Origin of the sequence: Streptomyces sp. (assembly GCF_035645055.1) — a bacterium.
Taxonomy (GTDB): Bacteria; Actinomycetota; Actinomycetes; order Streptomycetales; family Streptomycetaceae; genus Streptomyces.
In genome coordinates this window covers 25,871-45,548 of the sequence record NZ_DASQNH010000013.1, presented here as the reverse complement: position 1 = coordinate 45,548, position 19,678 = coordinate 25,871, and the positions used below count along the sequence as shown (strand labels likewise).

Here is a 19,678-nt window from a genome sequence, read left to right as displayed (position 1 = left end):
GGGCGGGTGCCGGGGCGGCCCGGGTCGGTGCCGGGGGAGTCGGCAAGGTCGTCGCGCGAGGCGCGGAGGCTGCCGGGCGGGCCGCGGGCGCTGTCGGGCGGTTCGGAGTGCGCGACGGGCGGGCCGGGAAGGCCGCCGGGGGAGCTGGAGGAGGCCGGGCGGGTGCCGGGGCGGTCCGGAACGGGGCCGGGGGAGACGGGAGGCGCGGGCGTGGGTGCGCTGCTGGACGGCGATCCGGCGGTGCTGCGGCTCGCGCTGCTGGACCGGTGCCGGAGGGAGCCTGTCCGGCTGGATGCCGAGGCTCTGGCCGAGGCCCGGCGGACGCTGGGACGCTGGCGGCGGGCCGTCGCCGGGTGGGCGCGGGAGCCGTCGCGGCCGGTCCCCGACGAGGTGCGCGAACGGCTGCGAGCCGCCTGGGAGGACGATCTGGACATGCCCGGCGTGCTGCGGGTCCTGCGGTGGGTGGAGAGCGAGCCGGAGCTGCCGGACGGCGCCCGTTTCGAGACGTACGTCCACGCCGACCGGCTCCTGGGGCTCGACCTCGCCCGCGACCTGGGGGTTCTCACGTGATCACCCGCGCGGGGGCCGGTCCGCTGCGCCGTCTGGTGGTGCTGCGGCACGCCAAGTCCGCCTGGCCGCCCGACGGGCCCGGCGTACCCGACCACGACCGTCCGCTCGCCCCGCGCGGCCGCCGGGACGCCCCGGCCGCCGGACGGGCCCTCGCCGCGGCCGACTGCCTGCCGGATCTCGCCCTGTGCTCCACCGCCCTGCGCGCCCGGCAGACCTGGGAGCTGGCCGCCGCCCAGTGGGGCACCCCGCCGCCGGTCCGGCACGACCCGCGGCTGTACGCGGCCGATGTGCCCGGGCTGCTCGCCGTCGTGGGCGAGGTGCCGCCCGAGGTGCGCACCCTGCTGCTCGTCGGGCACAACCCCGGACTGGAAAACCTGGTCCTCGACCTGGCCGGGGACGGCCTGGACGACACCCTGGACCGGGTCCGGACGAAGTTCCCCACCTCCGCGATCGCCGTCCTCGCCTGGCGCGGCGCGGAGTGGCGGGCGCTCGCCCCCGGCACGGCCCTGCTGACCTGGGTGACGGTGCCGAGGGGGAGGAAGAAGTAGCCGCCGCATAGGCTGGCCGGATGCAGGACGAGTACCGCACGGTCGCCCGCGCGGGCGTGCACGAGACCGAGGTCAACCGCTCCCGCTTCCTGTGCGCCCTCGCGCCGGCGGCCACCGAGCAGGAGGCGCAGGACTTCGTCGCACGCGTGCGCAAGGAGCACGCCGACGCCACCCACAACTGCTGGGCGTACGTCGTCGGTGCCGACGCCGGGATCCAGAAGGCCAGCGACGACGGCGAGCCCGGCGGCACCGCCGGGGTCCCCATGCTCCAGATGCTGCTGCGCCGTGACATGCGGTACGTCGTCGCCGTCGTCACCCGCTACTACGGCGGCGTGAAGCTCGGCGCGGGCGGGCTCATCCGGGCGTACGGGGGCGCGGTCGGGGAGGCCCTGGACGCGCTCGGCACGATCACCCGGCGCCGGTTCCGGCTGGCCACGGTGACCGTCGACCACCAGCGCGCGGGCAAGGTGCAGAACGATCTGCGCGCGACCGGCCGCGAGGTGCGGGACGTGCGCTACGGCGAGGCGGTCACCATAGAGATCGGCCTGCCGGACGCCGATGTGGACGCCTTCCGGTCCTGGCTCGCGGACGCCACCGCCGGGACGGCCGGGTTCGAACTGGGCGGGGAGGCGTACGGGGACGCGTGAAACCGCCGGGGACGGGCCGAGCGGGACGGCGGAGGGTCCTGCCGGTCGATCGGATGTCCGTGCCGAGCGCCGGTCGCGCGGCCCGCTACGTCTCCTCCCGGGCCAGGGTCTCGCCGACCGCCTGCGCGAACGCGCGGGCCTGCGGGGTGGAGTTGTCGCGGCGCAGGACCAGGCCCAGCAGGGAGTCCGGCAGGCCCTCGACCGGGACGAACGCGATGGAGCTGCGGCGGCCGTGATACTCGGCCGTCGAGCGGCAGAGCAGCATCGCCCCCCGGTCCGCCGCCGTGAGCGAGAGGCCCTCCTGGAGCGTGTTGACCAGGGGCCCGGCAGGGATCGGCAGTCCGCCCGGCGTCTCGCGGGGGGCCTGCTCCCGGCGCCAGTACTCGGGCGCGGAGTCCTGGATGCCGATCAGCCGGCAGTTCGCCAGTTCCTCCGCCGAGACCGACTCCCGCGCCGCCAGCGGATGCCGGGCGGAGAGCGCCAGGGTCTGCGGCTGCCGCGAGAACACCGGCCCGAGCACCAGGTCGTCCTCCGCCACCGGCAGCAGCACCACCGCGCAGTCCACCTCCTTGCGGCGCACCGGCCCGAACGGGTCGGACAGCGCGATCTCCGCCACCTCGATCGCGCACGTCGGGTAACGCTCCTCGAACAGGGCGATGGCCTGGGCGAGATAGTCGTCCACCGTCCCCTGGAAGCCGATCCGCAGCACCCCGCCGACATTGCGGGCGGCGGCCCGCGCCTCGTCGACGGTCGCCCGCAGCGCCTCGTACGCCGGGCGCAGCGAGGACAGGAAGGACTCGCCGAGCGGCGTCAGGCTCACGCGGCGGCTCGTGCGCTCCACCAGCGGGGCGCCGATCCGGCCCTCCAGTGACCGGAGCAGCTGGCTGACCCGGCTCTGGGACACGTACAGCCGCTCGCCCGTGCGGCCGAAGTGCAACTCCTCCGCGAGCACGAGGAAGGCCTCCAGCTCGCGGATCTCCAGACTGCTCATGGTCTCTCTCTCCGTGCGCGTCGATCCAGTAGCCCAGCTCATCGAACCATGAGGGATTGGCCGTTGTTCCCGCAGGTCGCGGAGGGTTGGCTGAACTCATGGCACAGACAGAGGAAATCGCAGGTGTGACCCCGGACCGTCCGCGTCCGCGGGGTGGCGGCTGGCCCGCCGTGGTCGCCGTCGCGGGCGCGACGTTCACGGTGGTCACGTCCGAGATGCTGCCGGTGGGCCTGCTCACGCCCATCGGTGAGGCACTGCGGGTGTCGGAGGGCACGGCCGGTCTGACGCTGACCATCACGGGTCTGGTGGGCGCGGTGTCCGCGCCGCTGCTCACCCCGGCGCTGGGCCGCTTCGACCGCCGCCTGGTGCTGTGCGGTCTGATGGCGGTGCTGATCGTCGGCAATCTGCTGGCCGCCTGGTCCCCGAACTTCGCGGTCATGGTGGTGGCCCGGGTCCTGGTCGGCATCGGCATGGGCGGGGTGTGGGCGATCGCGGCCGGCCTCGCGGTACGGCTGGTCCCGGGGAAGTCCGTGGCCCCGGCCACCTCGCTGGTCTTCAGCGGCATCGCGGTGGCCTCGGTGCTCGGCGTTCCGGCCGGTACGTACATCGGCGAACTGGCCGACTGGCGCACGGCGTTCCTCACCATCGCCGGTCTCGCGCTGGTCGTGCTGATCGCGCTCGCGGTGCTGCTGCCGAAGCTGCCGGCCGATCAGGAGGTCCGGCTCGGCGGCGTGCTGCGGCTCGTCGGCAACCCTCGGGTGGCGACCGGGCTCGGTGTGGTGGCGCTCCTGGTCACCGGTCACTTCGCCGCCTACACGTATGTGCGGCCCGCCCTGGAGGAGATCTCGGGGGCGAGCGCGTCCGTGATCGGCACGCTGCTGCTGGTGTACGGCGTCGCCGGCGTGCTCGGCAACTTCGCCGCGGGCGCCGGCGCTTCGCGCTCCCCGCGCGGCGTCCTCCTGGCGATCAGCCTAGTCCTGGCCGCCACGGTCTGCCTGATGCCCTTGATCGGCGGCTCGGTGATCACGGCGACGGTGCTGCTGGCGGTCTGGGGCGTCTCTTACGGCGGGGTCTCGGTCTCCACCCAGACGTGGCTGCTCGCGGCGGCCCCCGACGCGCGCGAGGCGGCGTCGGCGCTGTTCGTCGGCGTGTTCAACGGCTCGATCGCGCTGGGGGCGTTCGTCGGAGGCCTCGCCGCGGACGGTGCGGGCATCGAGGCCGTGATGTACCTGGGCGCGGTCCTCGCCGTGGGCGCCCTGGCGGTGACGGCCGTGGGCCGCGCACCGGCCAGTGGCCGCCTCTGACCGGCGCGCCGCGCCCCGCGAACGGGCGGCGCTCCGGGGGTGAATCCCCCGGCCCTCGGAGCGCCGTCACCGGTGGCAGGCCTGACGCACCCGACAGGCCCCAGGGGGCGTCTCGCCGATCACGCCGGGCTCGCGGTCTCCGGCACCGCTCCCTGATCCGGCCTGATCGACGAGACACCCCTTAGCCGCCGACGCTGTCGAGGAACTCCCGGATCAGGGCCGCCCAGGCGGCCGGCCGCTCGGCGGCGATGGCGTGACCGCACTCCAGGACCGCCAGCCTCGCCCCCGGGATCCCGTCCGCGAGTTCGCGGGAGTGAACGGGAGTGGTGAACGCGTCGCGGGAGCCGGAGACGACGAGGGTGGGCACCCGGACCTGGGCCAGATCCCGCCGTACGTCGATGTGGCCGAACAGGGCCAGCTGGGCGTCCGCGCCGGGCGGCATCCCCGCGGCGAACAGCCGGAGCTGCTTCTCGATCTGCGCGCCGGAGCGCTCGTCCAGCCAGTCGGTGCCGCCGACCATCAGCGACAGGAACGCGGCGAGGTCCCGGCCGGCGGGATCCCGGCGGGCCAGTGACCGCCAGGTGTCGATGACCAGCCGCAGCCGCGGATTGGGAAAGGCGAATCCGGCGGAAAGCACGAGAGCGGTCACCCGCTCCGGGTGCCGGACCGCGGCCCGCACCGCCACCGTCGTTCCCATCGAGAAACCGGAGACGGCGAAAGTGTTCGCACCTGATTGGACGGCGCTTTCCACAATTCCGTCGGCCAGCATGTCCAGGCTCAGTGGGCCGTCCGCGAGAGGGGTGGAACCGGATCCCGGGAAATCGGGACCGAGCACGGTACGGGATTGGGCGAGGGATTCGATGACGGGGCCGAAACTGTCCTGCACGTCACTGCCCGCACCGTGCGCGAGCAGCAACCCAGGGCCACTGCCCCACACAGAACAGGAAAACGGAGAAGGGAGTGAGGAGGTCATGGCGGTGATGCTAGCCAAACATTCGGACCGTTTTATGAATTCCCCGTGATTTTACGCCGATCCCGTCGATGACTACTTGATCGAGTGGGTGTCGGCTACTCGATCAAGTAGTGGTGGAACGGTTCACGCGAAACGTAGGCTCACGAGCATCGGGCAACGACAATTCCCAGCGCCTGAATTATCGAAGGAAGGCCGATGCTCACTTCACGTCAGCTCCCGCTGTCCGCTTACCAGCGCGATATCTGGGCTGCCGAATCAGCCACCGCCGCCGACCCCCAGTTCAACGTCCTGCTCCACGAACGGCTGGACGGGGAACTGGACACCGACGCGCTCCGGGAGTCCCTCCAGCGCGTGCTGCAGGCCCACGACGCGTTCTCCCTGCGCTTCGACGACGCCGACGGCGTCCCCTACCAGTGGCTCGCGACCGAGGACACCGCGCCCTGGGTGGAGTACGTCGACCACTCCGACGCGCCCGCCCCCGCCGCGGCCTGCGCCACGTGGCAGCGGGACTCCTTCAACCGCCCCTTCACGCTGCGCCGTTCGCGGATGTTCACGGCCGCCGTGCTGCGCGAGAGCGAGCGCGTGGTCCACCTGCACCTGAACGTCCACCATCTGATCGCGGACGCCTGGGCGCTGAACCTCGTCCTGCGGCAGGTCCACGACGAGTACCTCCGCCGCACCGGCGCGGCCCCCGCCGCCGCGGATGCCCCCGCGGCCGCCGTGCCCTCCGTGACGACGCTGCTGGACGCCGAGGCCGCCTACCGCGCCTCCGCCGCCCACGCGGAGGACCGCGCCCACCACCGCGAGGCCCTCGCCGGTGTCACCCCGGCGCTCTTCCCCCGCGCGGTCGCCGCACAGGACGCGCCCGTGCTCCGCGGCCGCCACACCTTCACCGTCGACGCCGCGCTGGTCCGCCGGATCCGCGGCCGCGGCAGCTCGCCCTTCGCCTTCGTCGCCGCGGCCTTCGCCACGTACCTCGCGCGCGTCCACAACGCCGACGAGGCGGTGCTCGGCGTGCCGTTCCTCAACCGCCGCTCCGACGCCGAGAAGTCCGCCGTCGGCCAGGTCGCCAACAGCCTCCCGGTCCGCGTGGCCGTCGACGCGGATGCCACCCTGCCGGAGCTGGCCGCCCGTGTCCGCACCGGCACCGACACCCTGCGCGCCCACGAACGGCTGGCCCTCGGCGACGCGGTGCGCGAACTCCCCGCCGACGGGTCCGGATCCCGCCGCCTCTTCGACGTCACCCTCTCCTACCTGCGCTTCCCGCGCCCCGCGGCCCTGCCCGGCGTCGAGACGGAGACCGTCGTCCAGGCACCCGTCCACGCGCAGGACGCGCTGTCGGTGATGATCCACGCCTTCGACGACGACGCGGACCTGCGCGTCGACCTCAACTACGCGCTCGACGTCTTCGACGACGACCTGCCCATCACCGCCGTCGCGGACCAGCTGCTGACCCTCATGAGGGAGGGTGCCGAGCAGCCCGAGCGGCCGGCCGTCACCCTGCCGCTGCTCGACCGGGCCGGCTACGCGGAACTCGTCCGAGGCTCCCGGGGCCCGAGCGTCCCGTACGCCGACGACACCACCGTGCACGCGCTGATCGCCGCACAGGCCGCCCGCACCCCGGACCGCACCGCCGTCACCGGTGCCGACGGCACCGGGACCCTGACGTTCGCCGAACTCGACGCCCGCTCCAACCAGGTGGCCCGCGGGCTGCGCGCGCACGGCGTCGCCACCGGCGACCGGGTCGCGGTCCTCATGGAGCGCTCGCCCCGGCTGCTCGTCGCCCTGCTCGGCGTCCTGAAGGCGGGCGCCGCGTACGTGCCCGTCGACCCCGGCTACCCGGCCGAGCGCATCGGCCTGCTGCTGGAGGACAGCCGTGCCGCGGCCGTCCTCGCCGACCCCGGCACCGGCCTGCCCGAGGCGGCGGCGGGCGCACGGCCGCTGACCGTGGAGGAGCTGCTCACCGGCCCCGACGGCCCGCTCGCACCGCACGCCGGCCCCCGCGACCTGGCGTACGTCATCTACACCTCCGGCTCCACCGGCCGCCCCAAGGGCGTCATGGTCGAACACCACTCCGTGATCAACCGGCTGGCCTGGATGCAGCGGGCCTACCCGGTGGGCGCGGACGACGTGCTGCTCCAGAAGACGCCGATATCGTTCGACGTCTCCGTCTGGGAGCTGTTCTGGTGGGCCGTCGAGGGTGCGGGCCTCGCGCTGCTCCCCGTGGGCGGCCAGAAGGACCCGCGGCAGATCCTCACGACCGTCGAGGACCGCCGGGTGACCGTCATGCACTTCGTGCCGTCCATGCTCGGGCCGTTCCTCGACCTGCTGGAGATCGCGCCGGAGCTGCGCGCCCGGGCCGGCTCGCTGCGCACCGTCTTCTGCAGCGGGGAGGCGCTGCCCGCGGCGCGCGTCGAGCAGTTCAACCGGGTCTTCGGCACCGGCCCGGACGCCCCGCGCCTGGTCAACCTGTACGGGCCCACCGAGGCCACCGTCGACGTGTCGTACCACGACTGCCCGCGGGAGGAGGGCCGGCCGGTCCGCCGGGTGCCCATCGGCCGCCCCATCGACAACACCGTGCTCTACGTGACGGACGCGCACGGCGGCCTCCAGCCGCCCGGCGTCCCCGGCGAACTGTGCATCGGCGGCGTGGGCGTGGCCCGCGGCTATCTGGACCGGCCGGAGCTGACTTCGGAGAAGTTCGTCCAGGACCCGTTCCCCGCGCGGTACACCCCGGGGGAGGAGCCCTTCACCCCGGAGAGCCGGATCTACCGGACCGGGGACCTCGCCCGCCGGCTGGCCGACGGCAGCATCGAGTACCTCGGCCGGATCGACGGCCAGGTCAAGATCCGCGGCAACCGCGTGGAACTCGGCGAGGTGCAGAACCGGCTCGCCTCCATCGCCGGCGTCCGCGACGCCGTCGTCGTCGACCGCGACACGGCGACCCGCGGCACCGTCCTGGTCGGCTACTACGTCGCCGACGAGGCCCGTGATCCGGCATGGCTGCGCGCCGAACTGGCCGACCGGTTACCCGAGTTCATGATCCCGTCGTACTTCGTGCGGATCGACCGAATACCCCTCACCCCCAACGGCAAGGCCGACCGGCGCGCCCTGCCCGCTCCGGCCACCGCCTCCGGCGCCGAGGGCGCCCCCGAGCCGCCCCGGAACGCCACCGAGGAGACACTCGTCCGCATCTGGTCCCAGGTCCTGGAGACCGAGCCCGGCCGGCTCGGCGTCCACGACGACTACTACGCCCTCGGCGGCGACTCCATCACGATGCTGCGCATCCACGCGCAGGCCGAGAAGGCCGGCATCCGCTTCTCGCTGTCCGACCTCATGAACCACCCGACCGTGGCGCAGCTGGCCGCCCGGACGACCACCGGCGCCCCGTCCGAGGGCCCCGAGCAGCTCGCGCCCTTCGCGCTGGTGTCCCAGGTGGACCGGGCCCGGCTCGAAGGCCGCGCCGACGCCTGGCCGATCACCCGCCTCCAGCTCGGCCTGCTCTACCACAGCCGGGCGGAGGAGCACTCGGCCGTCTACCACGACGTCTTCCAGTACAGCCTGGTCCTCGACTGGGACGAGGACCGCTTCCGGGAGGCCTTCGGCCGGCTCGTGGAACGCCACCCGGTGCTGCGCTCCTCCTTCGACCTCGGCTCGTTCTCCGAGCCGCTGCAGATCGTGGACCACGCCGTCGACGGCGGCCTGGAGATCGTGGACCTGCGCGGCCGCGCGGAGCCCGAGGCCCGCGCCGAGATCGCCGCCCATGTCGAGGAACGCCGCTTCCACCGCTACGAGTTCGAGTGCGCCCCGCTCTACCTGTTCCGGGCGCACGTCCTGGACGACACGGTCGAGCTGGTGCTCAGCTTCCATCACGCGATCCTCGACGGCGGCAGCGTCGCCACCCTCCTGCGCGAACTCCTCCAGGACTACCTGCACCGCCTCGGCCACCCCATCGAGGCCGTCCCGGACACCCCGCTGCCCTCCGGCGCCCACCACGTGCGGGACGAGCGCCGGGCCCTGGAGTCCACGGACACCCGGCGCTTCTGGCAGGACAAGCTGGCGGACGCCCCGCTGCTGCACCTGGAGGCCTTCCGCCCGCACGAGGCGCCCCGCAGCGCCGAGCAGCTCACCCGGCTGGTCGACCTGCCGAGGGAACTCACCGACGCGGCCCGGGAGTTCGCCGCAGAGCGGCGACTCCCGCTGAAGTCGGTGCTGTTCGCGGCCCACTGCGTCACCCTGCGGCTGTTTTCCGGCTCCGCCGACGTCACCACGGGTCTCGTCACCCATGGCCGGCCCGAGATCGAGGGCGCCGACCGCATTGCCGGCCTCTTCCTCAACACCATGCCCGTGCGGCTGGACACCGGCGCCGCCGCCGACTGGGCGGGCGTGGTCCGCGCGGCCTTCGAGGAGGAGCGGCTCAGCCACGAGCACCGCCGCTACCCGCTCAGCGCCATCCAGGAGGACCGCGGCGAACCCGTTCTGGAGACGGCGTTCAACTACATCCACTTCCGCCAGCTCGCGGCCGTCCTCGAACTGCCCGGCGTCCGCATGCTCGACTTCCGCACCTGGGAGGAGACCAACTTCCAGCTGCTCGTCAACGCCATGACCGACCCGGTCGAGCACACCGTGCGGCTGCGCATGGACTTCCACGGCCAGACCTTCACCCCCGCCCAGGCGGAGCTGTACGCCGGCACCTTCACGGCCGTGCTCGACCGCCTCGTCCGGCACGCCGACGAAGCCCCGGACCTCGGCTTCCTCGCCCCGGTGCCCCTCGCCGCCGCCTCCGGCCGCCCCGAGACCCCGTTCCGGGACGTTGCCCGGGCCGTCGCCGAGCAGACCGAGCTGACCCCGGACGCGGTGGCCGTCGCCTTCGGCTCCCGCAGCTGGACGTACGCCGAACTCGGCCGCGCCGCCGACCGGGTGGCCGCCCGGCTGCTGGCCCTCGGCGCGCGTCCCGGCGACCGGGTGGGCGTCGCGATGCCCCGCTCCCTGGAGACCATCGCCGTCATCCTGGGCGTCATGCGGGCCGGAGCGGCGACGGTGCCCCTCGACGTCGGCTATCCGGCCGAGCGCCTCACCTCGATGGTGGAACAGGCCCGGCCCTTCCGGATCGTCGCGGGGGCCGAACAGGCCGGCGTGTTCGGCGAACTGGCCCCGGTGCTGGCCGCCGAGGACCTCTTCGACGCACCCGGCGAGGCACCCGGCGACGAGGCCGGGACGACCCGGTCGCCCCTCGCCGGGGCGCCCCGGATCGAGCCCGCGGACATCGCGTACATCCTCTTCACCTCCGGCTCCACCGGCGCCCCCAAGGGCGTCGCCATGCCGCACCGCTCACTGGCGAACCTCGTCACCTGGCAGAACTCCGTACCCAGCGGCGTCGTCGGCGGCACCACCGCCCAGTACGCCCCGCTGAGCTTCGACGTCTCGTTCCAGGAGATCTTCTCGACGCTGTGCGGAGGCGGCACGCTGCACGTGCTGTCCGAGGACGAGCGCCGCGACATGCCCGGTCTGCTGCGCCTGCTGGACCGCGAGCGCGTCGAGCGCCTCTGCCTGCCGTACGTCGCCCTCCAGCAGCTCGCCGAGGCCGCCGCCGCGCTCGACCTGGCGCCGCGGAGCCTGAAGGCGCTGCTCTCCTCCGGCGAACAGCTGCGCGTCACCGACGAGATACGACGCCTGTGCGCTGCCCTGCCCGGGGTGATACTGGAGAACCAGTACGGGCCCACCGAGTCGCATGTGGTCACCGCGTACACCATGCAGGGCGACCCCGGCCGGTTCCCGGCGCTGCCGCCCATCGGCCGCCCCGTCCACCGGTCCCGCGTCCACGTCCTGGACGCGGGGATGCGCCCGGTGCCGGACGGCGTCAAGGGCGAGCTGTACCTGGCGGGAGACTGCCTCGCCGAGGGATACGTGGGCCGCCCCGACCTGACCGCGGAACGGTTCGTGACCCACCCCGTCACCGGCGAACGCCTCTACCGCAGCGGCGACCTGGGCATGCGGCTGCCGGACGGCGAGATCGTGTGCCTGGGACGGGCGGACGCGCAGGTCAAGGTGCGCGGCTACCGGGTGGAGCCGGCCGAGGTGGAACTGGCCGTGAGCCGCTTCGCCGCCGCCCACCCCGGCATCCAGGAGGCCGCCGTCGTCGCCCGCCGGCGCGAGGGCAACGACTCCTTCCTGGCCGTCTTCCTGACCGGCGACCCGGACGGCGCGGACCTGGCCCTGCTCCGCAAGCAGCTGCGCACCGTCCTGCCCGATTACATGATGCCCTCGCACTTCGAGTGGCTGGCCGCCCTGCCCCTCACCCCGAGCGGCAAGCGGGACGACGCCGCGCTGCGCCGGACGGCGCTGACCGCCGGCGCCGAGTCGGACACCGCCGAGCCGGCCGACGCCTACGAGCGGACGCTGACCGCGATGCTGGCGGACCTGCTCCAGCTGTCCGCGGTGGGACCGCACCAGAACATCTTCGACCTCGGCGCCACCTCGCTCACCGCGATGCGGCTGGTCGTCCAGATCGAGCAGCGGTACGGCACGAACATCCCGCTCTCGGAGTTCGTCGCCGCCCCCACCGCGGCGGCCCTCGCGGCGCGACTGCGTTCCGGGGCGGCCCGTACCGCCTTCGACCCCCTGGTGCCCATCCGCCCCGACGGCGACAGGCGCCCGATGTTCTTCGTGCACCCCATGGGCGGCAACGTCCTGTGCTATGTCCGCTTCGCCAAGCACCTGCCGGACGACCGGCCCTTCTACGCCCTTCAGGCGGCGGGCGCCGACCCGGGAACCGAGCCGCTGCGCAGCGTGGAGGAGATCGCGGCCGGCTACGTCGAGGCGATCCGCCGGGTGCAGCCCAGCGGCCCCTACGTGATCGGCGGCTGGTCCTTCGGCGGCTTCGTCGCCTTCGAGATGGCCCGCCAGCTGCGCGCCGCGGGCGAGGAGATCGCCCGGCTGGTGCTCCTCGACACCACCGCGCTCAACCCCGGGCGGCGGCTGAACACCGGGGACGAGGCGCTGCTCGGCTGGTTCTTCTGGGAACTGCTGTGGCTGCGCCGCGGCGGGGACTCGCCGCTGGAGCTGATCCCGGCCGAACTGGCCACGCTGGAGGAGAAGTTCGACTTCATCGCCCAGCTGGCCGTCGACGAGGGCGTGCTGCCGGCCGGCAGCACCGGGGCGGTCGTACGGCGGCTGTTCCACGTCTACGAGGCCAACTGGAAGGCGGCCTTCGCCTACCGCCCGGAGGTGGTGGACCAGGACATGGTCCTCATCCACGCCTCGGAGCCGCTGCCGGAGGTCCTCAACTCGATGCACACCGCGATCGAGAGCATGCACAAGGACCCGACGAACGGCTGGCGCGAGCGCACCAGCGGAGTCCTCGACGTGGTCGACGTCCCCGGCGACCACCTCACGATCATGGAGGAGCCGCACGTGGGCCACATGGTGAAGACCGTCGTCGACCTGATCGGCGACTGACATGACGACCCCACACACACGCGACGAACGACCCGCGCGGAGCGGAAAGAACACGGACGGCACGATGAAGCGAAGCGGCAGCACGGCACGGAAGGCCCTCGTCCTCGGCGCGGGCATCGGCGGCCTCACCGCCGCCGTCGCCCTGCGCGAGGCGGGGCTCGACGTCGAGGTGTACGAGCGGGCGGGCGAACTGCGCGCCGCGGGCTCCGGGCTCTCGGTGATGAGCAACGCCGTGGGCGCCCTGGACTCCCTGGGGGTCGGCATCGACCTGGAGAAGCGGGGCACGGCACTGGAGTCGTACCACGTCAGGACCGCGCGGGGCCGGCTGATCCGGGAGTTCCCCTTCCCGGAGATCATCGGCCGGCTCGGCGTGCCCAGCGTGCTGATCACCCGCGCCGACCTCCAGGCGGCCCTGCTGGAGGCGGCGGAGGGCGTTCCCCTCCATCTCGGCGCCACCGCCACCGGCTTCGAGACCGGCGAGGACCCGCGCGACGGGGTCCGGGTGCGCTTCGCGGACGGGCGTGAGGCCCACGGGGACGTGCTGATCGGCGCCGACGGCTTCCACTCCGTGGTCCGCAGGCAACTGGTCGGGCCGGAGGACTCCCAGGACAGCGGGTACATCTGCTGGCTGGCCGTGGTGCCCTTCTCGCACCCGCGGTTCGCCCCCGGCTCGGTCACCCACTACTGGGGCAGCGGCAAGCGTTTCGGCATGGTCGACATGGGCGGCGGACGGCTCTACTGGTGGGGCACGAAGAACATGCCCGCCGAACGCTCCGCGAACTGGCGGGGCGGCAAGGCGGAGATCCTCGCCGCCTACGCCGGATGGGCGGACGAGGTCCAGGAGGCCGTACGGATCACCCCCGAGGAGTCGATCATCGCGGTGCCCTCCCGGGACCGGGTGTTCCTGGAGCGCTGGGGCCGCGGCCCGGTCACCCTCCTCGGCGACGCCGCCCACCCGATGCTCACCAGCCTCGGCCAGGGCTCGGGCATGGCCATCGAGGACGCCGTCGTTCTGGGCAGGGCCCTGCGGGGCGCCGCCGACCTCCCGCGCGCCCTGCGCCGTTACGAGGACGAACGCCGGGAGCGGACCCGCGGCATGGTGGCCGCCTCGCGCGGCATCAGCACCTTCGAGCAGTCGGAGGGCCCGGTGCGCCGGACCGTCCGGGACGCGTACTTCCGGTTCATGCCGGACCGGAAGCTCGTCCGCACCCTGGAGGACTCGCTCACCTTCCCGCTGAGCACCGCGCGCGCGTCCCAGGCGCCCGCCCCGGCGTGACCGCCGCCAACGACTCAGGAGACGACACATGTCAGGCAATCTCGGCACTCTCACGCCGCACGGCAAGGCCGTGCTGGTCACCGGCGCCTCCTCGGGACTGGGCCGGGTCTGCGCGCTCGAACTGGAGCGCTCCGGCTTCCGGGTGTTCGCGGGCGTGCGCGACGAGGCCGACGGCGAGACGCTGGCCCACGAGGCGTCGTACGGCCGGCTCACCCCGGTCCGGATCGACGTGACCGAGGAGAAGACCATCGCCGCGGCGGCCGAGCAGGTCACCCGGGCCGTCGCGGAGGGCGGTCTGTGGGGACTGGTCAACAACGCGGGCATCTGCGTGTCGGCGCCGCTGGAGTGCGTCGCGCCGGAGCAGCTGCGCCGCCAGCTGGACATCAACGTGGTCGGCCAGCTCGCCGTCACCCAGGCCTTCCTGCCCCAGCTGCGCCGCGCCCGGGGCCGGGTGGTCAACGTCACCTCGGGGCTCGGCAGCGTGGCCATCCCCTATCTGGGCGCCTACGCCTCGGCCCAGTTCGCCAAGGAGGCCCTCACCGACGTGCTGCGGCGTGAGCTGCGGCCGCACGGCGTGGACGTGAGTGTGGTCCAGCCCGGGGCGATCATGACCCCGATCTGGGGGAAGGTCACCGAGACGGCCCGGGCCGCCATGGACGGCGTCCCCGAGACCGTCGCCGACCTGTACCGCGTCCCGTTCCACCGCTTCCTGCACGCCAACGAGCGGCAGGCCAGGGACAGCAGGACCCGTCCCGAGGACTTCGCGCGCACCGTGGGCCAGGCGCTCACGGCCCGTCGGCCCAGGTCGCGCTACCGGGTCGGCAGGGACGCCCGCACCGTGAGCGTGCTGGCGCGGGCCCTGCCGGACGCGGCACTCGACCGGTACCTGAGCCCGATCACCCGCTAGAACGGCCGATTGTTCGTTTCGAACGACCGGTAGGAACAGGCCAGTCGGCGGGCCCGCCCGGCACGCTCCCCGATGGGATCACGCCACGATCGCGACCGGAACTCCCCTGTCCCGGGCGCGACGCGGCAGTGCGTCCTCCGCATCGCGGGAAGGCGGGCGGGCTCGCCGAGGGCCTCCGGATCCACCCGGATTCCACACATCTCCACGCCCCGGCGCGCGGCGGGCCCGCGGGGGCGCGGCACCCCGGATGTGAACGGAACGTCACATCGTCGTATTGACCGAGTTTGCTGTGGAACCGGCGCCCCCGCACGACAAGGATGACGATCATGGCACGAACCAGTCAGCACGTTTCCCCCACCGACTGCTCCCCGGCGCGCCTGATCAACCGGCACCGGAACACCCTGGACCAGGCCCTGGCGGCCATCCGGACCCGTGAGCACTGGTCCCCGTACCCCGAGGACACCCGGGCCTACGGACCGGACGCGACGGCGGACGGCGAGGCCTCCTTACGCGCCCTGCTCGGCCGGCCGATGGACCTCGGCCAGCCCGGCCGGGACGGCACGGTCGGGCCCGAACCCCACCGGGGCGGCGAGCGCTCCCCGTACGGCATCGAGCTGGGCATCTCCTACCCCCACCACGACCCCGCGGTCCTCCTGCCCGCCATGGCGGCCGCGCTGCCCGCCTGGCGCGACGCCGGGCCCGAGGCGCGCGCCGCCGTCTGCCTGGAGATCCTGGACCGGATCAACGCCCGGAGCCCCGAGTTCGCGGCCGCCGCGGAGCACACCAGCGGCCACAACCCCGTGATGGCCTTCCACGCGGGCGCCGTCCACGCGCAGGACCGCGGTCTGGAGGCCGTGGCCTGCGCCTACGCCGAGCAGAGCAGGCTGCCCGCCGCCGCGCACTGGCACAAGCCGCAGGGTCCGGGCCGGTCCGTCGACATCGGCAAGCGGTTCAGGGTCGTGCCCCGCGGGATCTCCCTGCTCGTCGCGGGCAGCGTCTTCCCCGCCTGGAACGGCTACCCCGGGCTCTTCGCCTCCCTGGCCACCGGCAATCCCGTCCTGGTCAAGCCGCACCCCGCCGCCGTCCTGCCGCTCGCCCTCACCGTCGGACAGGCCCGGGAGGTGCTCGCCGAAGCCGGCTTCGACCCCAACCTGGTGTGCCTGGCCCCGGAGTATCCCGGTGAGCGGCTCGCCCAGCGGCTGGCGACCGCCCCCGAGGTGCGGCTGGTGGACTACGCGGGCCGTACCGCCTTCGCCGACTGGCTGCGGGAGAACGCCCGCCAGGCCCGGGTCTTCACCGCCGCCTCCGCGGTCAACTCGCTGCTGGTGGAGTCCACCCACGACTACCGTGACATGCTCGCCAACCTGGCCTTCTCCGTCTCCCTCTACAGCGGCCAGCTCTGCACCAGCCCGCAGAACCTGCTGATCCCGCGCACCGGCATCGCCACCGACGAGGGCCACAAGAGCTATGACGAGGTGGTCGCCGACCTCGGCGGTGCGCTGGACGCCCTGCTCGGTGACGACCGCGCGGCCTGCGACGTCCTGGGCGCGCTGATCGGCTCCGACGTCAGCTCCCGGGTGGACCTCGCGATGTCCGGCGCCCTGGGCCCGGTCGGCGTGCCCTCGCGGGTGGTGCGGCACCCCCGGTACCCGGACGCGGTGGTCCGCACGCCCGTCGTCGTGAAGCTCGACGCCGGCCGGGACGCGGACCGGGACACCCTGCTCGCCGAATGGCTCGGGCCGGTCTGCTTCGCGGTGGCCGTGGACGACGCGGCGGCGGCCGTGGCCCTCGTCGAGGAGACCACGCGCAGGTGCGGCGCCCTCTCCGTCGGCCTGTACTCCGTCTCCGCCGAGGTGGAGGCGGCGATGGAGGCCGCCTGCCTGGCGGCCGGGGTGATGCTGTCGATGAACCTGATGGGCGACTGGTACATCTCGCAGTCCGCCGTCTACTCCGACCTGCACGGCACCGGAATGAACCCCGCGGGCAACGCGGTGTACAGCGACGGCACCTTCGTGGCGGAACGTTTCCGCACGGTGGTCGTCAGACGCTACGGCGGTGCCATATGAACACCCTCCTGGCCTCCGAGGTGCCGCTGCGCGGCCGGGAACGCGAACTGGCCGTCATCCGCGAGATCCTGGAACACGGCCTCCGCCGAGGCCCCGCCGTGCTCGCCGTCGAAGGCATGCCGGGCATCGGCAAGACCCGTCTGCTCACCGAGGCCGCGGCCCTCGCCCGGAGACTCGGCTACGTGCCCCCCGGCCGCCCCCACGGGCGCGACGCGTGGACCCACCGGCCGTCCGCCGCCCGCACCCGCGGCCACGGCGGGGACCGGCCCTCCGGACCGCACCTGGTGATCGTCGACGACCTGCACGGCACACCCGGCCACGTCCCGAACCCGGCCCGCGTCCCCGGACCCCGTGGCCGCCCGGGCGGTCACCCGGGCGTCTGGCTGATCGCCCACCGGCCCGGCGAGGCCCCGCCGCTCATCCGGCCGCTGCTCGCCGACCCGGCCGCCCGGACGGAGCGGCTGATCCTCGGACCGCTGGCCCCCGCCGACACCCACCGGCTCGCCCACGACCTGCTGGGCGCGCCGCCCGCCCGGTCGCTCCGGCCGCTCATCGACGACGTCGAGGGCCACCCCCGCCTGCTGATCGACCTGCTCACCGGCCTCCGGGAGGAGGGCGGCGTCCAGCTGTCCGGCGGGGAGGCGGAGCTGCTGACCGAGCGCCTGCCGGCCCGCCTCGCCGCCCGCGTACGGAACACCCTGGAGCGCTACTCGCCGGCCTGCCGCCAGCTGCTCTGCGTGGCAGCGATCCTGGGCGACGAGGTCGTGTACGCGGAACTGGCCCTGATGACGCGCACCTCCGTCTCCGCGCTGCTGCCCACCCTGGAGGAGGTGTGGGCCACCGGAGTGGTCCGCAACATCGGCACCCGCGCCGTCTTCCGGAGCCCGCTGCTGCGCCGTCTGATCGCGGAGTCCGTGCCCGCCTCCGTACGGCTCGCCCTGGAGCAGGAGGCCGCGGCGCTGCGCTCCGCGCGCCGGGGCCAGCGCCACCCGGCCGCCGTCCGGCCCGGCCCGCCGGCCACCGACCGCCCGGCGCGGCGCGCGGAACTGAGCGAACGGCAGCGCAGCCTGGTGGCACTGGTCGCGGAAGGCCTGACCAACCAGCAGATCGCCAGCCGTCTCGCCCTGTCCCCGCACACCGTCAACTACCACCTGCGCAACCTGTTCAAGCACTACGGGGTCAGCTCCCGCATCGACCTGCTGCGGGCCACCCGCGGCACCTGAGCCGCGCAGCGACCCGCTCCGGCCCCCGCGGCACCGGAGCCCGGACCGAACGCTCGTTCCCAGTCCTCTGCGCACCCCCACCCGTTGAGCCCCCTGACCTCGAACCCCTCTCTTCGAGCCCCCTGACCTCGAACCCCTCTCTTCGAGCCCCCTCTCGTCGGGCCGCCCGCCGAACCTGCCGGCCGGCCCGCCCATACCGGAGGTCCCTCCCCATGACGGAACTGCGCCTTTCCCCGACCTGGCCCCACCTGGACACGCCGCCCCCCGCCCGCCGCACCCCCTGGCTGCGCGACGCCCTCGCCGCCGAACCCGGGGACGACCGCACGCCGCCGCTCACCGACGAGCTGCGCTGCGACGTCTGCGTGGTCGGCGGCGGCTTCACCGGACTGTGGACGGCGCTGGAGATCCTGCGCCGCGCGCCCGGCACCGACATCGTGCTGATCGAGGCCGACGTGTGCGGCGGCGGGGCCAGCGGCGCCAACGCCGGCTTCCTCATGCCGATGTGGGCCCGGTTCAGCAGCCTGGTCGCGATCGGGGGCCACGAGGAGGCGCGCCGCATCGGCGAGGCCTCCGCCGCGGCCGTCGAGGACATCCTCGACTTCGCCGGCACCCACGGCATCGACATCGAGCACCGCCGCGGCCCCTGGATGTGGGCCGCATCGTCCCCCGCCCAGCGCGGCGCCTGGCAGCGCACCCTGGACGACCTGCACCGTGCCGGGATCGAACCGCTGCACCGGATCACCGCCGCCGAGGCCCGCCGGGCCGTCGGCACCCGCAGCCACTACGGGGCCGTGCTCGATCCGGGCTGCGCCACCCTCCAGCCCGCCAAGCTCACCCGAGGGCTGCGTCGGGTCGCCCTGGACGCGGGCGTACGGATCCACGAACGCACCCCGCTCACCGCGCTGCGGGCCGCGCAGGGCCGCACCGTCCGCGCCCGCACGCCGTACGGGAGCGTCCACGCGGACAAGGTGGTGCTCGCCGTCAACGCCTGGGCCGGGCAGCTCGAGGACCTCGGCCGCCGGATGGTGACGGTGGCCAGCGACACCGTGCTGACCCGGCCGGTACCGGAGCGGCTGAAGGCTCTCGGCTGGGACGGCGAGGTCTCGGTCTGCGACTCCCGGCGGCGGCTGAACTACTACCGCACCACCCCCGACGGCCGCCTGCTGTTCGGCAAGGGCGGCTCCGGCGTCGCCTTCGGCGACCTCGGCCCCAGCACCTTGTGGGGCGACCCGCTGCGTCCCGCCGAACTGCGGGCCCACCTGGGCCGTCTCTTCCCCGAACTCGCCGACGCACCCGTCGACATGAGCTGGACCGCGCCCGTGGAGTACTCGGTGACGTCCCTGCCGTTCGCCGGGTGGCTGAAGTCCGTGCCGGGCGTCTGCTACGCCGCCGGCTACTCCGGCGACGGCGTCGGCCCCGCACGGCTGATGGCCAAGGTGCTGGCCTCCTTCGTCCTCGGCACGAACGACGAGTGGGCCCGGTCGGCCTTCACCCGGGCGCCGTCCGGCTGGTTCCCGCCGGAGCCGGTGCGCTACCCGGGCACCCGGCTCGTACTGCCGGCCCTGCGGGCGGTGGAGGCCCGGGAGGACCGCGGCGGGCGGGTCCCGGACCTGGTCAAGCGGCTGATATCAGTGTTCTGACCAACTTAATGACCCATAGGGGACATTCAACCCAATCTACCTATTCGGGTGGGCGGGAGCCCGAGGCCGGTGGCG

Annotated in this window: 11 protein-coding genes and 1 pseudogene; 10 read left to right on the top strand and 2 right to left on the bottom strand. The window is 73.9% G+C overall.

All coding sequences use genetic code 11. From position 1 onward, the window contains the following. Positions 1 to 231: 231 nt before the first annotated feature. The 3 genes and pseudogenes from VE614_RS03595 to VE614_RS03585 form a co-directional block, all read left to right on the top strand. A pseudogene (locus tag VE614_RS03595) lies at positions 232 to 570 on the top strand (hypothetical protein); the annotation flags it as partial. After that, a complete protein-coding gene (locus VE614_RS03590) occupies positions 567 to 1,118 on the top strand; it encodes a histidine phosphatase family protein (protein WP_324931793.1) in 552 nt (183 codons plus the stop codon). The pseudogene VE614_RS03595 and the gene VE614_RS03590, both read left to right, overlap by 4 nt. Before the next feature lie 20 nt (positions 1,119 to 1,138). Further along, positions 1,139 to 1,765 carry a YigZ family protein gene (locus VE614_RS03585; protein ID WP_324931790.1) on the top strand — a complete coding sequence of 209 codons (627 nt, stop codon included), beginning with the start codon at positions 1,139 to 1,141 and terminating at the stop codon, positions 1,763 to 1,765. An 85-nt stretch (positions 1,766 to 1,850) separates the two neighbouring features. On the opposite strand, the gene VE614_RS03580 is transcribed toward VE614_RS03585, so the two are convergent. Next, complete coding sequence (locus tag VE614_RS03580; protein WP_324931787.1) at positions 1,851 to 2,756, bottom strand: LysR family transcriptional regulator; 906 nt, start codon at positions 2,754 to 2,756, stop codon at positions 1,851 to 1,853. A gap of 98 nt (positions 2,757 to 2,854) precedes the next feature. Here VE614_RS03580 and VE614_RS03575 point away from each other — a divergent pair, with 98 nt between their 5' ends. Further along, a complete protein-coding gene (locus VE614_RS03575) occupies positions 2,855 to 4,060 on the top strand; it encodes an MFS transporter (RefSeq protein WP_324931784.1) in 1,206 nt (401 codons plus the stop codon). 181 nt (positions 4,061 to 4,241) lie between these two features. Here VE614_RS03575 and VE614_RS03570 read toward each other — a convergent pair whose 3' ends face one another. Continuing rightward, positions 4,242 to 5,033: an alpha/beta hydrolase gene (locus VE614_RS03570; protein WP_324931781.1), complete on the bottom strand. Its 792-nt coding sequence runs from the start codon at positions 5,031 to 5,033 to the stop codon at positions 4,242 to 4,244. A 195-nt stretch (positions 5,034 to 5,228) separates the two neighbouring features. Here VE614_RS03570 and VE614_RS03565 point away from each other — a divergent pair, with 195 nt between their 5' ends. The 6 genes from VE614_RS03565 to VE614_RS03540 all read left to right on the top strand — a co-directional run bounded on the left by VE614_RS03565 (position 5,229) and on the right by VE614_RS03540 (position 19,603). Next, positions 5,229 to 12,491 (top strand): non-ribosomal peptide synthetase, encoded by a 7,263-nt coding sequence (locus VE614_RS03565; protein ID WP_324931778.1) that lies wholly within the window; start codon positions 5,229 to 5,231, stop codon positions 12,489 to 12,491. Positions 12,492 to 12,555: 64 nt separating this feature from the next. Further along, positions 12,556 to 13,767: an NAD(P)/FAD-dependent oxidoreductase gene (locus tag VE614_RS03560; protein WP_324931775.1), complete on the top strand. Its 1,212-nt coding sequence runs from the start codon at positions 12,556 to 12,558 to the stop codon at positions 13,765 to 13,767. A gap of 28 nt (positions 13,768 to 13,795) precedes the next feature. Further along, positions 13,796 to 14,674, top strand: coding sequence for an SDR family oxidoreductase (locus tag VE614_RS03555; protein WP_324931772.1), 879 nt, complete (start codon positions 13,796 to 13,798; stop codon positions 14,672 to 14,674). A gap of 326 nt (positions 14,675 to 15,000) precedes the next feature. Further along, entirely contained in the window at positions 15,001 to 16,740 is a 1,740-nt protein-coding gene (paaN, locus tag VE614_RS03550) for a phenylacetic acid degradation protein PaaN (RefSeq protein WP_324931770.1), read from the top strand. Continuing rightward, positions 16,737 to 17,963, top strand: coding sequence for a helix-turn-helix transcriptional regulator (locus VE614_RS03545; RefSeq protein WP_324931766.1), 1,227 nt, complete (start codon positions 16,737 to 16,739; stop codon positions 17,961 to 17,963). Before paaN ends, VE614_RS03545 begins: the two co-directional genes overlap by 4 nt. A 212-nt stretch (positions 17,964 to 18,175) precedes the next feature. After that, entirely contained in the window at positions 18,176 to 19,603 is a 1,428-nt protein-coding gene (locus VE614_RS03540) for an FAD-binding oxidoreductase (RefSeq protein ID WP_324931763.1), read from the top strand. Positions 19,604 to 19,678: the final 75 nt, after the last annotated feature.

Excerpts from the sequence above, each read along its gene's own strand:
- VE614_RS03570 (WP_324931781.1), bottom strand. The coding sequence starts at position 5,033 with ATGACCTCCTCACTCCCTTCTCCGTTTTCCTGTTCTGTGTGGGGCAGT.
- VE614_RS03575 (WP_324931784.1), top strand. The coding sequence starts at position 2,855 with ATGGCACAGACAGAGGAAATCGCAGGTGTGACCCCGGACCGTCCGCGT.
- paaN (WP_324931770.1), top strand. The coding sequence starts at position 15,001 with ATGGCACGAACCAGTCAGCACGTTTCCCCCACCGACTGCTCCCCGGCG.
- VE614_RS03555 (WP_324931772.1), top strand. The coding sequence starts at position 13,796 with ATGTCAGGCAATCTCGGCACTCTCACGCCGCACGGCAAGGCCGTGCTG.
- VE614_RS03540 (WP_324931763.1), top strand. The coding sequence starts at position 18,176 with ATGACGGAACTGCGCCTTTCCCCGACCTGGCCCCACCTGGACACGCCG.
- VE614_RS03545 (WP_324931766.1), top strand. The coding sequence starts at position 16,737 with ATGAACACCCTCCTGGCCTCCGAGGTGCCGCTGCGCGGCCGGGAACGC.
- VE614_RS03560 (WP_324931775.1), top strand. The coding sequence starts at position 12,556 with ATGAAGCGAAGCGGCAGCACGGCACGGAAGGCCCTCGTCCTCGGCGCG.
- VE614_RS03580 (WP_324931787.1), bottom strand. The coding sequence starts at position 2,756 with ATGAGCAGTCTGGAGATCCGCGAGCTGGAGGCCTTCCTCGTGCTCGCG.
- VE614_RS03585 (WP_324931790.1), top strand. The coding sequence starts at position 1,139 with ATGCAGGACGAGTACCGCACGGTCGCCCGCGCGGGCGTGCACGAGACC.
- VE614_RS03565 (WP_324931778.1), top strand. The coding sequence starts at position 5,229 with ATGCTCACTTCACGTCAGCTCCCGCTGTCCGCTTACCAGCGCGATATC.